16 protein-coding genes are annotated in these 14,966 nt (G+C 59.4%); 11 read left to right on the top strand and 5 right to left on the bottom strand.

Translation table 11 applies throughout. The features are described 5' to 3' along the window. The coding region (locus RUM8411_RS23020) for a hypothetical protein (protein WP_234995209.1) at nt 1-205 on the top strand (205 nt) is incomplete at its 5' end. 221 nt (nt 206-426) lie between these two features. Here the strand turns inward: RUM8411_RS23020 and RUM8411_RS12445 are convergent. The 3 genes from RUM8411_RS12445 to RUM8411_RS12435 form a co-directional block, all read right to left on the bottom strand. After that, the gene (locus RUM8411_RS12445; protein WP_085823029.1) at nt 427-810 is read right to left on the bottom strand and encodes a carboxymuconolactone decarboxylase family protein; all 384 of its coding nucleotides are present in this window, start codon (nt 808-810) and stop codon (nt 427-429) included. A gap of 66 nt (nt 811-876) precedes the next feature. After that, complete coding sequence (locus RUM8411_RS12440) at nt 877-1,968, bottom strand: aromatic ring-hydroxylating oxygenase subunit alpha (protein WP_085823028.1); 1,092 nt, start codon at nt 1,966-1,968, stop codon at nt 877-879. Next, complete coding sequence (locus RUM8411_RS12435; RefSeq protein WP_085823027.1) at nt 1,965-2,852, bottom strand: MurR/RpiR family transcriptional regulator; 888 nt, start codon at nt 2,850-2,852, stop codon at nt 1,965-1,967. The genes RUM8411_RS12440 and RUM8411_RS12435 overlap by 4 nt, the downstream gene beginning before the upstream one ends. A 68-nt stretch (nt 2,853-2,920) precedes the next feature. Here RUM8411_RS12435 and RUM8411_RS12430 point away from each other — a divergent pair, with 68 nt between their 5' ends. The 9 genes from RUM8411_RS12430 (at nt 2,921) to RUM8411_RS12395 (ending at nt 11,458) form a co-directional block, all read left to right on the top strand. Continuing rightward, nucleotides 2,921-5,374, top strand: coding sequence for an FAD-dependent oxidoreductase (locus tag RUM8411_RS12430; RefSeq protein WP_085823026.1), 2,454 nt, complete (start codon nt 2,921-2,923; stop codon nt 5,372-5,374). Then, entirely contained in the window at nt 5,374-6,456 is a 1,083-nt protein-coding gene (locus tag RUM8411_RS12425) for an alcohol dehydrogenase family protein (RefSeq protein WP_234995208.1), read from the top strand. Before RUM8411_RS12430 ends, RUM8411_RS12425 begins: the two co-directional genes overlap by 1 nt. Then, the gene (locus RUM8411_RS12420) at nt 6,453-7,031 is read left to right on the top strand and encodes a dimethylsulfonioproprionate lyase family protein (RefSeq protein ID WP_085823025.1); all 579 of its coding nucleotides are present in this window, start codon (nt 6,453-6,455) and stop codon (nt 7,029-7,031) included. The genes RUM8411_RS12425 and RUM8411_RS12420 overlap by 4 nt, the downstream gene beginning before the upstream one ends. Next, nucleotides 7,028-7,180 carry a hypothetical protein gene (locus RUM8411_RS22720; RefSeq protein ID WP_159453890.1) on the top strand — a complete coding sequence of 51 codons (153 nt, stop codon included), beginning with the start codon at nt 7,028-7,030 and terminating at the stop codon, nt 7,178-7,180. Before RUM8411_RS12420 ends, RUM8411_RS22720 begins: the two co-directional genes overlap by 4 nt. Further along, the gene (locus RUM8411_RS12415) at nt 7,177-7,461 is read left to right on the top strand and encodes a cupin domain-containing protein (RefSeq protein ID WP_085823024.1); all 285 of its coding nucleotides are present in this window, start codon (nt 7,177-7,179) and stop codon (nt 7,459-7,461) included. The genes RUM8411_RS22720 and RUM8411_RS12415 overlap by 4 nt, the downstream gene beginning before the upstream one ends. Further along, complete coding sequence (locus tag RUM8411_RS12410; RefSeq protein ID WP_085823023.1) at nt 7,458-8,567, top strand: mandelate racemase/muconate lactonizing enzyme family protein; 1,110 nt, start codon at nt 7,458-7,460, stop codon at nt 8,565-8,567. The genes RUM8411_RS12415 and RUM8411_RS12410 overlap by 4 nt, the downstream gene beginning before the upstream one ends. A gap of 96 nt (nt 8,568-8,663) precedes the next feature. After that, nucleotides 8,664-9,047 (top strand): hypothetical protein, encoded by a 384-nt coding sequence (locus RUM8411_RS12405; RefSeq protein ID WP_085823022.1) that lies wholly within the window; start codon nt 8,664-8,666, stop codon nt 9,045-9,047. A 34-nt stretch (nt 9,048-9,081) separates the two neighbouring features. After that, nucleotides 9,082-10,185, top strand: coding sequence for a mandelate racemase/muconate lactonizing enzyme family protein (locus tag RUM8411_RS12400; RefSeq protein ID WP_085823021.1), 1,104 nt, complete (start codon nt 9,082-9,084; stop codon nt 10,183-10,185). Between the two features lies 1 nt (nt 10,186). Next, nucleotides 10,187-11,458, top strand: coding sequence for an aspartate aminotransferase family protein (locus tag RUM8411_RS12395; RefSeq protein WP_085823020.1), 1,272 nt, complete (start codon nt 10,187-10,189; stop codon nt 11,456-11,458). A 229-nt stretch (nt 11,459-11,687) separates the two neighbouring features. On the opposite strand, the gene hemC is transcribed toward RUM8411_RS12395, so the two are convergent. Further along, nucleotides 11,688-12,647, bottom strand: coding sequence for a hydroxymethylbilane synthase (gene hemC, locus RUM8411_RS12390; protein ID WP_085823019.1), 960 nt, complete (start codon nt 12,645-12,647; stop codon nt 11,688-11,690). Between the two features lie 107 nt (nt 12,648-12,754). On the opposite strand from hemC, the gene hemE reads away from it, so the two are divergent. Further along, nucleotides 12,755-13,789: a uroporphyrinogen decarboxylase gene (gene hemE / locus RUM8411_RS12385; RefSeq protein WP_085823049.1), complete on the top strand. Its 1,035-nt coding sequence runs from the start codon at nt 12,755-12,757 to the stop codon at nt 13,787-13,789. Between the two features lie 35 nt (nt 13,790-13,824). Here hemE and RUM8411_RS12380 read toward each other — a convergent pair whose 3' ends face one another. Beyond that, complete coding sequence (locus RUM8411_RS12380) at nt 13,825-14,934, bottom strand: CaiB/BaiF CoA transferase family protein (RefSeq protein WP_085823018.1); 1,110 nt, start codon at nt 14,932-14,934, stop codon at nt 13,825-13,827. Nucleotides 14,935-14,966 lie beyond the last annotated feature (32 nt).

Genomic DNA, 14,966 nt, shown 5'->3' with positions numbered 1-14,966 from the left:
AAACAGCCCGTTCGATCTACAAACAGTCCACTGGACTGTTTGCTTCACGATCAAACCTCGTCAGGCTCATAACCTGAAGGTCAGAGGTTCAAATCCTACTCCCGCAAACCAAAATAAAACACATCATCACACCCCACTAACGCCCCAAGGGGCGCTGTCCGCGTTTAAGGCCATCCCGCCCGGTGCTGCACCTGTGCTACGCTGAGCAACCTACAGAAACGTAAACGCTGCAAATCCCAGCCTCGCTTAGCCCGAACCTCGACCCAAAAGAAATTCCAAAACATAGTCGTCGATCGCACTGTCAGCCGACGCGGATGATGCCTAGGAAACTTGCTTACGTTGTTTGCAATCTTGTTGCGCTCGGCGTGCAGCTGCTGGAAAGAACGCCCGTCGAAAATCGCCGGGCTAACATATGTGACTCCGACATTACGTATGCCCCAAAACTTTCCGCGCGGCGCGAAAACACTCCAGAGCTTGTGGCACACCACAATAGATCCCGATCACATGAATGATGGCACGGATTTCTTCCGGAGTGACGCCGTTATTGATTGCCCCTTTACAGTGCAATTCCCATTCGTGCATTTTCCCCAGCGCACCGATCATCGACAGGTTCATCATCGACCGGGTTTTGGCGTCGATCACGTCGTCGCCCCAACCAAAACCCCAACACCAGGCTGTCATCGCCTCTTGAAACGGACGGGTGAAGTCATCCGCAGCGGCCAGGTTCTTTTCCACATATTCCGCGCCCAGCGTGTTCTTGCGCTGCTCCAGCCCTTTCAGAAAAAGGTCTTCGTCAAAAAGGTCTGCCATTTGAGTCTCCGGTGGTTAGTGCCTGTCTGGTATCGTGTAAAAGCTTCATCGACGTTGGTGTTTTGATCAAGGATCAACTGCGTCGCGCATCCATTGCTGCAAACGGGCGATCGAGTGTTCTGACATCACGCCACAGCCCGGATCCAGCACCAGCGGGCCGGGGCGGTAACCTCGGGATTTGAGGCCGCGGTGGACCGATTCTACAAGATGGATGTCTTCTTCGACTGTGGTTTCACGGTCCTGCCGGGCCAGCTGACGTATCACCGCACTTTCGGATCCGCCGTCGGTGTACCAACCACGCCAGACGGTGCAGTGATCGGCGTCATGCGCACGCCAATGGTAGGTGTTCAACACGTTGCCCGGGTAGCACTGGAACGAGACCATGGGCCACAGGAACCACGACTGATAGTCGCCCGCATGGGGCACGGACATGTCGATAGGGTAGGTCATCTTGTCTAGGCTTTGGCACTCCGTCGTGTGGCGCAGGACGTAACCGCCCGCCGCATCGGGTTGGATGTCATAGGTTTCGGGCTTGACCACGCCTTCGGCAAAAGTCTGGTGGTTCAAAGGGCAATGATAGCATTCCGAGTAATTCTCGATACTGACTTTCCAGTTGCAGTTTTCACTGATCTCAATCCATTCCAATGGTTCCAATTCGTCGATCTGCGGAACAAAAGAGCGGATTTCTTCGCGGACGCCAGGGTACCAATCGTCCATTGGGGCTGCGTCATCGTCCAGATTGACGAAAATGAAGCCGTTGAAGATTTCAGTGCGCACGGATGTCAGGCAAATCGTACTGCGGTCGAATCCGGGGACGGATTTGATGTTGGGCCCGGCGCGCAGCTGGCCGGACAGCTCATAGGTCCAGGCGTGGTAAGGGCAGACCACAACGCGGGTGTTGCCTGCGCCAGTGACCATCTCATGCGCGCGGTGCTGGCAGACATTGTAGAAGGTGCGAACCTCACCATCGCGACCGCGAATGCAAAACAGGTTCTGACCCGCGATTTCGAAGGCAAAGTAATCGCCTGTCTCGCGCACCTGCGCCACATGGCCTGCAAATTGCCAGGTTCTGGCCAGAAGACCCTGCATTTCCTGCTGAAAGATTGCGGGATCGGTGTAATAGCGTGCGTCCAGCGACCGGGTCAGGGGGGCGTTCATTCGGGCTCCTCCGCGTAAAGGCCAAGCTGGTGACGGCGTTGGTGAAACCGATCCACCCTCTCGACGATCTCATCGCTGGAGACGGCGACCACAAAGGACAGAAGCGTTTCCAGCAGCGCGATGGTTGACACGGAAGACGGGAAGAATTGCGGCGTGTCCGCGGCCACGACAAATCCGTGATGCGCATTCAGGATCACCGGGCTGGCTGGGCTGTCGGAAATGCCGATTACAGTCAGCCCCTGTTGCCGGGCCAGTTTGATCGCGTCGATTACTTCCGTGCGATACGGGTGGCAGGTGATGGCGATCAGCACATCCTGTTCGTCGGCCCAGGCCAGATCATCCACCGGTGTCGATCCGGGGCGGGGAATCGCGTGAAACTGCTTCATCCCTGTTGAGGCCAGATAGGTAAAATTACGCGCGTTCGAGTTGTTGACGCCAACACCCAGTGTGAAAATCTGGCGGCAATTCCAGATATCGTCGGCCGCCGCTTTCAGACGCTCGGCATCGATCCCGGCAAAGGTGTCTTCGATGTTGCGGATCGCGGCACCGATCATGTCGGCGTAAAGCCCGCCCAGCTCACCCGACTTGCCGATGGTTTGCAACCAGCGGGCGCGGTCGGGAAAGGACACGGTGCCTTGGCGAATCGCATCGCGGAACGGGGCGCGGAAATCTTCGTACCCTTCGAACCCGACCTGCCGGGCCATCCGGACAAACGTGTTGGGTTTGACCATGGCGGCCTCGGCAATCTCGCGGACGGTCGAAACCCCAACATCCGTTGGGTTTTCCAACACGTAACGCGCGGCCTTCTGTGCCTCGGGCGTCAGGGCGTCCCATTCTTCGGTCAGGCGGTTCAAAACGATTGATGATACATTTGTGTCATTCATGATTGACGATGGTACAAATGTGGAATTAGCCTGTCGAGCAGAAAAGCGACTCGGGAAGAGGAAAATCCATGTCCGGGAAAAATCTGCCGTCACAGGCCCGCGTGGTCATCGTCGGAGGCGGTGTCATGGGGGTGGGTCTGGCCTATCACCTTGCGCATGAGGGCTGGGGTGACGATACCGTTCTGCTGGAAAAGGCGGAACTGACCAGCGGCAGCACTTGGCACGCGGCTGGGCAGATCACGCATTCGACCTCTAGCTTTGGGTTGGGCAAATGTGTGGACTACAATATCGGGCTCTATTCCGGCGCGTTAGAGGCTGAAACCGGTCAACCTGTTACGTGGCATGGCTGCGGCTCGTTCCGGCTGGCTTATACCGAGGATGAGATGGACTGGCTGCGCCATACCCTGTCCGTGGGCCACTCGCTGGGGTTCAATATCGAACTGGTCGGTCCCGAGAAAGTGGCCGAGCTGCATCCGTTCTACAATCTCGATGGTGTTCTGGGCGCGCTCTATACGCCGGATGACGGCCATGTCGACCCAACCAATGTGACCATGGCCATGGCCACAGGCGCGCGCCAAAAAGGTGTTCGCATCTTTCGCAATTGCCGCGTCACCAACATCACGCAGGCCGCGAACGGTGAATGGAGGGTTGAGACCGAGCAGGGCACCATCACCTGCGAGCATGTGGTGAATGCAGGCGGCACCTATGCCCGTCAGATGGGGGAATGGTCAGGGCTGCAACTGCCGATGACGTCGATGACGCACCATTTCTTTGTGACCGAGCCGGTGCCGGAATTCCAGAATCTGGACAAGGAACTGCCTGTCATCCGCGATGACCGCAAGGTGTCGGGCTATATCAGGATGGAGCAGAACCGCGGGCTGATCGGGATCTATGAGAAAGAGAACCCGAACTCGGTCTGGCATGATCACTGCCCCTGGGAATACGAGAACTGGCTGTTTGACGCGGATTACGACCGGGTGATGCCGTGGCTTGAGGAAAGCCTGAACCGGATGCCGATTTTTGCCGAGCTGGGCATTCAGCGTGACGTGCATGGGGCAATCTCACATCCCCCTGATGGTAATCCTTTGATTGGGCCTGCGCCGGGGGTTCGGAACTATTGGTGTTGTTGCGGAACTCAGATTGGCATTGGCTGGGGCCCGGGCCTGACCCGCGAACTGGCGCGCTGGATGGTGCATGGGGCGGCTGATATCTCGATGCGTGAGTATGACCCGCGGCGTTTCGGCAATTACGCTACCAAAGACTGGCAGGTGATCAAGGCCGAGGAAGACTACTGCCTGCGCCACGAAATCCCCTTCCCGCATTTCAATCGGTTGGCCGGGCGTCCGGTCAAGCCATCACCCTTACACGACCTGCTGAATTCCAAAGGCGCGGTCCATGAAGAGGTCTATGGGTTTGAGCGCCCCCGCTGGTTCGCCCGGCACGGTGTCGCGCAACGCGACCATTACTCATTCCGCCGCACACCCGCTGACGACATGGTTGCGGCTGAGGTAAAAGCCGTCCGCGAACGAGTCGGCATCATGGATGTCACCGCCTTTACCAAGGTCGAGGTCTCGGGCCCCGACGCCTATGCTTTGTTGGACCGGCTGACCGCAAACCGGATGCCGCAGAAAACCGGCTCGATCACCCTGACCCATATGCTGAACCGGCGCGGGCGGATCGAGCTGGAAACAACAATTGTTCGGATGGCCGAAGATCGGTTTTATCTGGTCTGTGCCGCCTTCTTTGAACAGCGTCTGCTTGACCATCTGACCCAACAGCGTGCGGACGAAGACGTGCAGATCACCGCCCTGTCCGCTGACTGGTCAGCCCTGTCGCTGAACGGCCCCCGCTCGCGGGATGTGCTAAGTCGCTGTACCGGTGCCGATCTAAGCAATGCCGGGCTCCGCTGGCTGTCGGCGCAACAGATCACCGTCGCCGGTCACCCTGTCTGGGCTTTCCGCATGTCTTATGCGGGCGAACTGGGCTGGGAGCTGCATATGCCCAACGCCGCTTGTCTTGACGTCTACACTGCGCTTTGGGCAGCGGGGGAACCATATGGCATTGCCGACTACGGCAGCTTTGCCATGAATGTGATGCGGATGGAGAAGGGCTTCAAGGGCGCCGGCGAGTTGACCAATGAGGTCACCCTGGCCGAAGCCGACGTGCTGCGTTTTGCGCGAACGGACAAGGACTATCTGGGCAAGGACAAGACCTTGAATACCGATCTACCATGGATTTGCGCCAATCTGGAGATTGACCCGGACGGAGAGATTGACGGCCATGGCGGCGAAGCGGTTCTGCTGGACGGGCGGGTGATCGGGTCCACGGCCTCGGTGGTCTATGGACACACGGTCGGCAAGATTCTGGCCTTTGCTTACATCAAACCCGAGGCCGCGACCCCCGGCACCGCCCTGCAGGTTGTGATCCACGGCACCCCGCGCGCCGCCCGCGTTTTGAGCGAACCTGCCTATGACCCTGACAGCAAACTGCCCCGAACCGATACCGTACTGGAGACCGCGTGATGAAACTGCCCCACACAATGAAGGCCATGGTCACGATGGGCCATGGTGGTCTTGAGCAAATGGTTCTGCACACAGACTGGCCGCGCCCAAACCCGGCAGCCAGAGAGGTTTTGATCCGCGTTGCCGCCTGCGGCCTGAACAACACCGACGTCAATACCCGCTCGGGCTGGTATTCAAAAACCGTCTCTGACGCGACCACCGGCGGTGCGTTTGAAGAGGTGGGCGAGGACGACCCGACCTGGGGCGGTGCGCCGATTACCTTCCCGCGCATTCAGGGGGCTGATATCTGCGGCGAAATTGTTGCCGTGGGCGAAGGCGTGGACAGCGCCCGCATCGGCCAGCGCGTGATCACAGATGGATGGCTGCGCGATCCCGACGATCCCCAGAACATGGACAAGACCGGCTACTATGGCTCGGAACGGGATGGTGGGTTTGCGGAATACGCCACGACCTTGGCGGTGAATGCGGTGCCGATCACCTCGGACTTGTCGGATGCGGAACTGGCGACGTTTTCCTGTTCCTACTCTACCGCCGAGGGCATGCTGACCCGCGCCAATGTCACCGCGCAAGATACGGTTCTGGTGCCTGGCGCATCGGGCGGGGTTGGCGGGGCCTTGGTGCAACTGGCCAAACGCCGCGGCGCGCGGGTAATCGCGTTGGCGTCCGAGGCGAAACACCCCGACGTCGCACATCTTGGCCCTGACGTGATCCTGCCCCGCGCACCCAGTGATCTGCGCACAGCCTTGGGCAAAGAGAAGATCACTGTCGTTGCCGATGTGGTGGGCGGCCCCTACTGGCCGATGCTGATCGACATCCTGGAACGCGGTGGGCGTTATACCTGCTCGGGTGCGATTGCCGGGCCTATGGTTGAACTTGACCTGCGGACTTTCTATCTGCGAGATCTGACTTTCACCGGCTCGACCGTGATTGACCCGCAGGTGATGCAGAACCTCGTCAAGTACATCGAGGCCGGGGATATCAAACCCGCCCTTGCCGCAACCTATCCGCTTGAGGAATTGCGCGACGCTCAGGCCGCCTTTATCGCCAAACGGCACACCGGGAACATCGTGGTGATCCCATGACGTTGGATGATGTGTTAGAGGCGGCCCGACAGTTGCATCAGATTCACCCCGACCTGGCGGCTTTTGGGGAATGGCCAACAGACCTGACCGCTGTGGCGCTACAACCGAACGCAGTTCCCGCGACCTGCCAAGTCGCTGAGATGGACTGGGGTACTGTCGCTCAGACCAAAGGCCTGACCGAGGCGATCAAGGCGACCGCACATCTGGCCGCGTGGAAACTCACGTATACCAAGGAAGAAGTGGGCGCGGATTTTCTGAACCGCTACGGGTACTATGAGCTGTTTGGCCCGACCGGCCATTTCCATTCTACCCAGTTGCGTGGATACGTGGCCTATTGGGGAAGCGGCCTGAACTATGACTGGCACAGTCATCAAGCTGAAGAGTTGTATTTGGCACTGGCTGGACGCGCCTTGTTTAAGGTCGATGGCGAAGACGCCTGCATCGGCCCAAACCAGTCCCGGCAACACCAAAGCTGGCAGCGCCACGCGATGAACACGACCACCCAACCAATTCTGACTTTCGTCCTTTGGCGAGGCGAGGGTATCGGCGACATACCCAGGATGGACGCAGCATGATGATCAGGCGCATCTGTATCAACCAATCCGAGCTGCCCCATGTCTGTGATGGGGACAACGAAACGCAAACCTCGACCGACACAACGGGGTTGGGAGTGGTGCCGGATTTTGGCAGTCTGGGCAGACCGATAGAGGAGTTCAGCCCATGAGACCGCAGGCCGTAGAAACCCAGATGATTGACGATGCCCGCGTACGCGTAACACGGTTCGATTTTGAACCTGATGCGGAAACCGGGTGGCACCGTCACGTGATGGATTACGTCATCACCGCCATCACTGATTGTCAGATGCGCCTGGAATTGCCGGACGGCACGACCAGCAACGTTACCGTGCCCGCAGGTACCGCCTATCGTCGCGACGAAGGGGTCGAACACAATGTGATCAACGCCGGGGATGTCGCGATGTCCTTTGTGGAAGTGGAACTGAAATGAAAATCACCCGTCTGTCGGTCTATCACGTGGATCTGCCGCTGGAGCATCCCTATTGGCTGTCTGGTGGCCGTCTGAAATTTGACGTGCTGGATGCAACTTTGGTCAAGGTCGAAACGGATAGCGGCCTGACCGGTTGGGGCGAAGGCACGCCTTGGGGTCATACCTATGTACCTGCCCACGGGCCGGGCATCCGCGCCGGGATTCAGACCATGGCGCCCTTTGTATTGGCACTTGATCCGCGCCGGGTGCTTGAGGTTGAGCGTGCGATGGATACGGCCTTGCCCGGCCACCTTTATGCCAAAAGCCCCATCGACATGGCCTGTTGGGACATTGCCGGACAGGCGGCAGGGGTGCCCATTGCCGACCTGATGGGCGGAGGATCGCGGACACCGCGCCCGATTGCATCTTCGGTCGGGGCCAAGACGGTCGAGGAAACCCGCGCGGTGATCGAGCGCTATCGCAACCGCGGCTATGTTGCCCACTCGGTCAAAATCGGTGGCGATGTTGAACGCGATATTGCCCGGGTTCGCGACGTGGAAAGCATCCGGCGGCCCGGTGAGATTGTCCTCTATGACGTTAACCGGGGCTGGACCCGGCAACAGGCTTTGCGGGTGATGACCGCCTGTGCGGATCTGGGCGTGATGTTCGAACAGCCCTGTGAATCGCTGGATGACATCGCGGCGATTGCGCCGCGTCATGCCGCGTCCGTGTCGGTCGACGAGAGCCTGGTGACTGTGCAGGACGCCGCCCGTATCGCCCGCGATGGGCTGGCCGAAGTGTTCGGGATCAAGCTGAACCGCGTTGGTGGGTTGACCAAGGCGGCGCGGATGCGGGATATCGCGCTGGCCCATGGGATCGACATGTTTGTGATGGCCACCGGCGGTTCGGTTCTGGCCGATACCGAAGCGCTGCATCTGGCGGCTACCATTCCCGATCCCAATTGCCATGCGGTCTGGGCCTGTCAGGACATGATCACCATTGACATCGCCAGTGGGCGCGGCCCTCGCAACCGTGACGGTCACCTGCACCTGCCCGAAACGCCGGGGCTGGGTGTGCATCCTGACGAAGACGCGCTGGGTGATCCGGTTGGGGTATATTCGACATGACAGGAGATAATTGTATGCAATCGTATACAGATATCTTGAAATTGAAAGAATTTTCCCTTATATTGTTGACAAAAAACGATAAAAAAGGGGCAAGACATGGATCTTTCATATGTGATTGTCGGTGTGATTGCGCTGGGCGTCGGCGTAGCAATTGGTCAGAGACGCAAGCGAAGCGGCGCGGATTCGGTGTATGGCACCCAAACCCCGGCAACGCACCAAACCGGCATGGATCAAGACAAAAGCGAGGGCGACATGTCCCCCGGGATGCGGGTGTTCATGACGGTGTTTCTCGGCGGTTGGTTGATCGCATGGTCCGCGGGCATCTTGATGGCCTTTTCAACCTTTTTGTCCTTAGGAGGCGGTGGCTCGCTGTTCGTCGGAGGTTGGCTGATTGCAGCGACCGCTGGCTGGGGCTGGGCCGTGTACACGCTGTGGAAACTGGTAACAGGACGGCCCGTCAATTTGCGACGCTGGCACTAGCCCGACCAGAGCCCCGTGATTTAAGGGTATTGCGATGAAAATCACCGCGATAACCCTCTGGTCCGTCGACCTGACCAGCCATGAGACTTACCACATGGCCGAAGGTAAAACCTGCGCGACGGTGAAAACCCACGTCCTGTGCCTAGAGACCGACACTGGCCTGAAAGGCTGGGGTGAGGCTTGTCCAATCCCGCACTACCTGCCCGCTTATGCCGATGGAGTACCGGCAGCCTTGGCTGAGATGGGGCCGGAGATTCTGGGCATCTCGCCGTTTGGGGTCGACGCGCCCATGCGTAAGCTGGACGGGTTTCTGCACGGTCACCGCTATGCCAAATCCATCGTTGATATCGCGCTGTGGGACCTGTTCGGGCAGGCTACGGGCCAGCCGGTCTATGCGCTGTTGGGCGGGCGCACACGCAAGGACATGCCGCTCTATCACTCGATCACATGCATCGCGCCGGATGACATGGCGCGCATTGCCACCACAGCCTACCAAACCGGCATTCGCCAGTTTCAGGTCAAGCTGGGCGTTGAAGGCGATTGGCAGGCCGACGCCGAACGGTTGATCAAAGTACGTGAGGCCGTCGGGCAGGGACCTGTTGTTTATGGCGACTGGAACTGTGGCGCGTCGCGCCTGCAGGCCACGCGGACGGGCCGCGCGGTTGCCCATCTGGACATCATGTTGGAACAGCCTTGCAAAACGCTTGAGGATTGCGCCGCTGTCCGGCAGGCAACTGGCTTGCCGATGAAGCTGGACGAAAACGCCCATGACCTGGCCTCGCTTTTGCGGGCGCATGCGCTGGGCTGCATGGATGCAGTGGCACTGAAACTGTCTAAGTTCGGCGGGTTGTCGGCGATGCGCCGCGCCCGCGATCTGACCGTGCATCTTGGGGCTGAGATCTGTGCCGAATGCACCTGGGGGTCGGATATCGTCACCGCCGCTGCGCTGCATTTTGCGGCCTCGACCCCACATGGATCGCTGCTGAACACCTGTGACCTGTCGTCTTATGTGTCTCCGCGTGTGTGCCCGGATGCACCGACGCGTGACACTGGCCGGATTGCCCCGCCCGAAGGTCCGGGCCTGGGTGTTACGCCTGACCTGGACGTCCTTGGTTCCCCGATATTGGAGATCGTTTGAGATGCTGAAGATAAACACTCAATCCGAATGGATCACCCGCGCGAATGAGGTCCTGCCCGCCGGAGGGTTTGGCAATTTCGATCCCGGTATCATCATCGCCCGCGGCGATGGCAGCCATGTCTGGGACGAGGATGGCAATGAGTACATCGACTACCTGATTGGCTCGGGCCCGATGCTGTTGGGGCATGGTCACCCCGAGGTGATGGAGGCGGTGTTGCAGCAATTGCCCAAAGGCATGACCTTTTTTGCCAATAACGCCCGAGGCATTGAATTGGCCGAAGCCATTGTGGATGCGGTGCCTTGCTGCGAACAAGTACGCTTTGTCGCCTCGGGCGGTGAGGCAGACATGTATGCGATCCGGCTGGCCCGCGCTTACACCGGGCGTACGAAGATCCTGAAATTTGAGGGGGGCTATCACGGCATGAGCGCCGAGGCGCAGATGAGCCTTGCCCCCAGCCGCCTTGTCAATTTCCCTCAAGCGGTGCCAGACAGCGCGGGCATCCCCGACAGCGTGGCCGAGCAGATGCTGATCGCGCCGTTCAACGATCTTGAGGCTGTGGCGGCCCTGTTGACCGAACATGATGACATCGCCGCGATAATGGTCGAGCCGCTGCAGCGGATCATAGGGCCGTTGCCCGGCTATTTGCAGGGGCTGCGCGGTCTGTGCGACAGGCACAATGTTCTGTTGATCTTCGATGAAATCGTCACCGGTTTCCGTCTGGCCTATGGTGGTGCGCAAGAAAAGTACGGCGTCACGCCGGATATCTGCACTTTGGGCAAGATTATCGGTGGCGGGTTTCCTCTGGCTGCACTGGGCGCCAGCGGCGACATAATGAAGCATTTCGACAAAGCACAGGTCGGCGCAGAGGGATGGCTGATGCAACTGGGCACCTTGTCTGGCAATCCGGTCGCGTCGGCTGCCGGTCTGAAGACGATGGAAGTGCTGCGGCGCGACGGGGTGTATGACCAGTTGCGTGCAACCGGGAAGGCATTACAGCAGATGCAGGTGGACGCGCTGACCAGCGCCGGAATTGCGAACCAGATTTGTGGCGATGAAACGCTGTTTGACATCTTCTTTACGGAGGCTGCTTGCCGGGACTATCGCAGTGCCACACATGACGAGCCCCAACGCAATGTGATCTACAACGAAAAGTTGCGCGATCATGGGGTCTTTAAGTCCCCCGGCAAGCTGTATCCATCCCTTGCTATCACACAAGCCGACCTGGACCAGACCCGTGATGCGGTCGAAAAAGCGGTGCAGGCGATCTGCTAAACTAAGGGGTCGAATGGGAAAGAAAATGGGCCGCTGTCATAATGTGACAGCGGCCCGTACTGATTGGAGATCAGGGTTAGTCTCGCCCCCTCGAATACCACTTAAACAAAAAAAAGACCTAATCTTTCGACTTATTCGAGACCAACCCGACTTCTCAATCGGTATGACACTGTAATGCCAGATGGTCGGGCCCTCAGCTGTGAAGTAGTTCACATTGCGATAATTTTTATTAATTTTTCCAATCAAAGAATCCGGGACCGGCTTTTTTCAGCAGGGTTCCCGCCAAATCGAGACCCATTTGCGGGCCATCGGCAATCGGGCCGTCCAGCTCTTCGGCGATGGATTCGGATCCATCAGGGCGCAGCACTTCGCCCCGCAGGCGCAACTGGCCATCCTGTATCTGCGCCAATCCGGCGATCGGTGTTTCGCAGGACCCGTCCAGCGCCGCCAGCAGCGCCCGTTCGGCCGCCAGTCTCTGTCCGGTTTCGGCGTGGTGAACGGCCTCAAGCATTCCACCGGCGCGGGAATCGTCGCTGCGGCGCTCAATACCAATTGTGCCCTGCGCGATGGCGGGCAGCATGTCCTCAGGTTCGATCGCGGTTGCGGGGACCGCGTCCATGTTCAGGCGTCGGATGCCAGCCATGGCAAGAAAGGTACAATCGGCCACGCCATCGCCCAGTTTTTTCAGGCGGGTTTGCACGTTGCCCCGAAACTCAACCACGTTCAGGTCCGGTCGGCGGTTCAGCAACTGCGCGCGGCGGCGCAGGGATGAGGTGCCGACCACTGCGCCCTCAGGCAGCTCGTGGATCGAGCTTAGGCTGGTTGAGATAAAAGCGTCGCGCACATCTTCACGCGGCAGGAACGTGTCCAGCACCAGGCCGTCAGGCTGTTCGACCGGCATATCCTTGGTGGAATGCACGGCGATGTCGATATCGCCCCGCAGCATCGCCTCTTCTATCTCTTTGGTGAACAGGCCCTTGTTGCCGATCTCTTTCAGCGGACGGTCCGCGTCGATCATGGCGCGGTTATCGCCGGTGGTCTTGATAACCACGATCTCGAACGCGTCTTCGGGCAAGTCAAAGGCAGCACCCAGCCGTTGTCGGGTTTCATAGGCTTGCGCCAGCGCCAGAGGCGAACCACGGGTGCCGATCTTGAACGGTGAGGCGGGGGAGGGCAGGGTCAGTGTCATGGTGACAGCTTTAGTCGCGTCACATTGCCCTGACAATGGGGGCAGCGCTTGACAAATTGCCGCCGAAGGATGACCCGTTGCCACAAACCAGACGATTGGGGGCAAGGATGGCCGAGACGAAAAAACTGCTGCGGGCGCTGGCCGGTGAGGTACAGGACGTGCCGCCGATCTGGATGATGCGCCAGGCCGGGCGGTATTTGCCGGAATACCGGGCGACCCGCGCACAAGCCGGAGACTTCCTGTCGCTGTGTTACAACCCCGAACTTGCGGCCGAAGTCACGTTGCAGCCCATTCGCCGCTATGGGTTCGACGCGGCAATCTTGTTTGCCGATATTTTGCTGGTGCCGCAGGCGCTGGGCGCGGATCTGTGGTTTGTCACCGGTGAAGGCCCACGCCTGTCGACCATAACTCAGCAATCCGAGTTTGATGCGCTGAAGCCGGTTGCTGATATCCACGAGACCCTGTCGCCGGTTTACGAAACCGTCCGTATCCTGTCGCGCGAGCTGCCATCGGATACCACACTGATCGGGTTTGCAGGCGCACCATGGACCGTCGCCACTTATATGATTGCAGGCCGCGGCACCCCGGATCAGGGGCCGGCGCATGCACTGCGCGAGGGCAATACGGCTTTGTTCGAGGCCCTGCTTGACCGGATCACACTGGCGACCATCGAATACCTATCGGCCCAGATTGAGGCCGGGGCCGAGGTCGTCAAGATCTTCGACAGCTGGGCCGGATCGCTCAAGGGGGATGCGTTTCAGAAATACGCGGTCGAGCCCTGTCGGGTGATCACGCAGGCCATCAAGGCACGCCACCCCGGCATCCCTGTCATCGGCTTCCCGCGTGAGGCAGGCGACGGGTATATCGGTTTTGCCAAGGCAACGGGTGTGGACTGCGTTGCGCTGGACAATTCGGTATCGCCCGATTGGGGGGCCGAGCATGTGCAGGTGGATGGGTGTGTTCAGGGCAATCTGGCCTCGTCCCATATGGTGGCCGGTGGGCAGGCGTTGGTGGATGAGACGCGGCGCATTGTCGAGGCGTTCTCGAATGGCCCGCATATTTTCAACCTGGGTCACGGCATCACGCCGGATGCAGATCCTGCGAATGTGCAACTGATGATCGACGCGGTGCGGGATCGGTAACCGGTAAGGGGGCCAGCCCCTTTCTTGGGATATTTCTAGCCGGATGAAGAGGCGGGTGGCGTGATGGCGTTGAGCTCGTCAAGGATTTCCTGCTTGTGCTCGCCACGTTTTGGGCTGGGTTTAGGGTGCCAATAGGTAGTGGAAAACCGCGGGGCGGCGGCAGCTTGCAAGGTGTCATCTGGGTTTTGCCAGGTTTGGCGCGCGGTGTTCATTGGGTGTGCTTGCGCCTCGGACGGGGTAAGAACAGGTGCGACGCAGGCATCGCTGCCTTCGAACATAGCTGTCCAGTGATCGCGAGGTTTTCTTGCGAACATACGGCTGAGGCGTTTGGTCAGGGCGGGCCAGGCATCTGACTGATATTGCTGTTGGAAGTCCGGATCGTCCGCCAGCCCCATCTTTTGCAGAAACAGCGCGTAGAATTTGGACTCAAGGCATTGCACCGTGACAAACCCACCATCGGCGCAGGTGTAGGTACCACTCCAATGGGGGCCGTCCAGCAGGCTTTGGCCGCGTGTGTCTGACAGGTTCCCGGTCTGACCCATACTCATCAGCAGGTTCATCATATGGGCTGAGCCGTCATAGATTGCAGCATCCACGATTGTGCCCTGACCGGTTTTATGCGCGTTGAGCAGACCAGCAAGAATCCCCGCAACCAAATACATCGCGCCACCACCAATATCCCCCACCAGCGTCGCCGGCGTTTGCGGTGGTTGATCTGCCTGGGACGCATACCAGAGCGCCCCGGACAGGGCGATGTAGTTCAGATCATGCCCGGCTGTGTCGGACAGCGGGCTGTCCTGCCCCCATCCGGTCATGCGGCCATAGATCAGTTTAGGGTTCAGGGCGTGGCAGGTGTCAGGGCCGAGGCCGAGCTTTTCCATCACACCGGGGCGAAAGCCCTCGATCAGCGCGTCAGCTGAGGCGACAAGACGTTTGGCGACGCTCAGATCGGCGGGGTCTTTGAGGTCCAGATCGATCGAACGTTTGCCGCGATCCAGAACGGATTGTTCCGGCATGCCCGGCACAGCAGCCTGATCTTTGCGGTGGATGGTGATGACGTCGGCACCCAAATCCGCCAGCAGCATTGCCGCAAAGGGGCCGGGGCCCAACCCCTCGATCTCGATGATCCGTGTCCCGTTCAGCATTGTTCCCCCCGTGTTTTGCGCAGGTTTTCGGG

It is taken from the genome of Ruegeria meonggei, assembly GCF_900172215.1.
Classification (GTDB): domain Bacteria; phylum Pseudomonadota; class Alphaproteobacteria; order Rhodobacterales; family Rhodobacteraceae; genus Ruegeria; species Ruegeria meonggei.
This window is presented reverse-complemented; position numbering and strand designations above follow the sequence as displayed.

Coding starts and splice junctions, on each gene's coding strand:
- RUM8411_RS12435 (WP_085823027.1), bottom strand. CDS start 2,852: ATGAATGACACAAATGTATCATCAATCGTTTTGAACCGCCTGACCGAA.
- RUM8411_RS12395 (WP_085823020.1), top strand. CDS start 10,187: ATGCTGAAGATAAACACTCAATCCGAATGGATCACCCGCGCGAATGAG.
- RUM8411_RS12400 (WP_085823021.1), top strand. CDS start 9,082: ATGAAAATCACCGCGATAACCCTCTGGTCCGTCGACCTGACCAGCCAT.
- RUM8411_RS12410 (WP_085823023.1), top strand. CDS start 7,458: ATGAAAATCACCCGTCTGTCGGTCTATCACGTGGATCTGCCGCTGGAG.
- hemE (WP_085823049.1), top strand. CDS start 12,755: ATGGCCGAGACGAAAAAACTGCTGCGGGCGCTGGCCGGTGAGGTACAG.
- RUM8411_RS12445 (WP_085823029.1), bottom strand. CDS start 810: ATGGCAGACCTTTTTGACGAAGACCTTTTTCTGAAAGGGCTGGAGCAG.
- RUM8411_RS12440 (WP_085823028.1), bottom strand. CDS start 1,968: ATGAACGCCCCCCTGACCCGGTCGCTGGACGCACGCTATTACACCGAT.
- RUM8411_RS12430 (WP_085823026.1), top strand. CDS start 2,921: ATGTCCGGGAAAAATCTGCCGTCACAGGCCCGCGTGGTCATCGTCGGA.
- RUM8411_RS12380 (WP_085823018.1), bottom strand. CDS start 14,934: ATGCTGAACGGGACACGGATCATCGAGATCGAGGGGTTGGGCCCCGGC.
- RUM8411_RS12420 (WP_085823025.1), top strand. CDS start 6,453: ATGACGTTGGATGATGTGTTAGAGGCGGCCCGACAGTTGCATCAGATT.
- RUM8411_RS12405 (WP_085823022.1), top strand. CDS start 8,664: ATGGATCTTTCATATGTGATTGTCGGTGTGATTGCGCTGGGCGTCGGC.
- hemC (WP_085823019.1), bottom strand. CDS start 12,647: ATGACACTGACCCTGCCCTCCCCCGCCTCACCGTTCAAGATCGGCACC.
- RUM8411_RS12425 (WP_234995208.1), top strand. CDS start 5,374: ATGAAACTGCCCCACACAATGAAGGCCATGGTCACGATGGGCCATGGT.
- RUM8411_RS22720 (WP_159453890.1), top strand. CDS start 7,028: ATGATGATCAGGCGCATCTGTATCAACCAATCCGAGCTGCCCCATGTC.
- RUM8411_RS12415 (WP_085823024.1), top strand. CDS start 7,177: ATGAGACCGCAGGCCGTAGAAACCCAGATGATTGACGATGCCCGCGTA.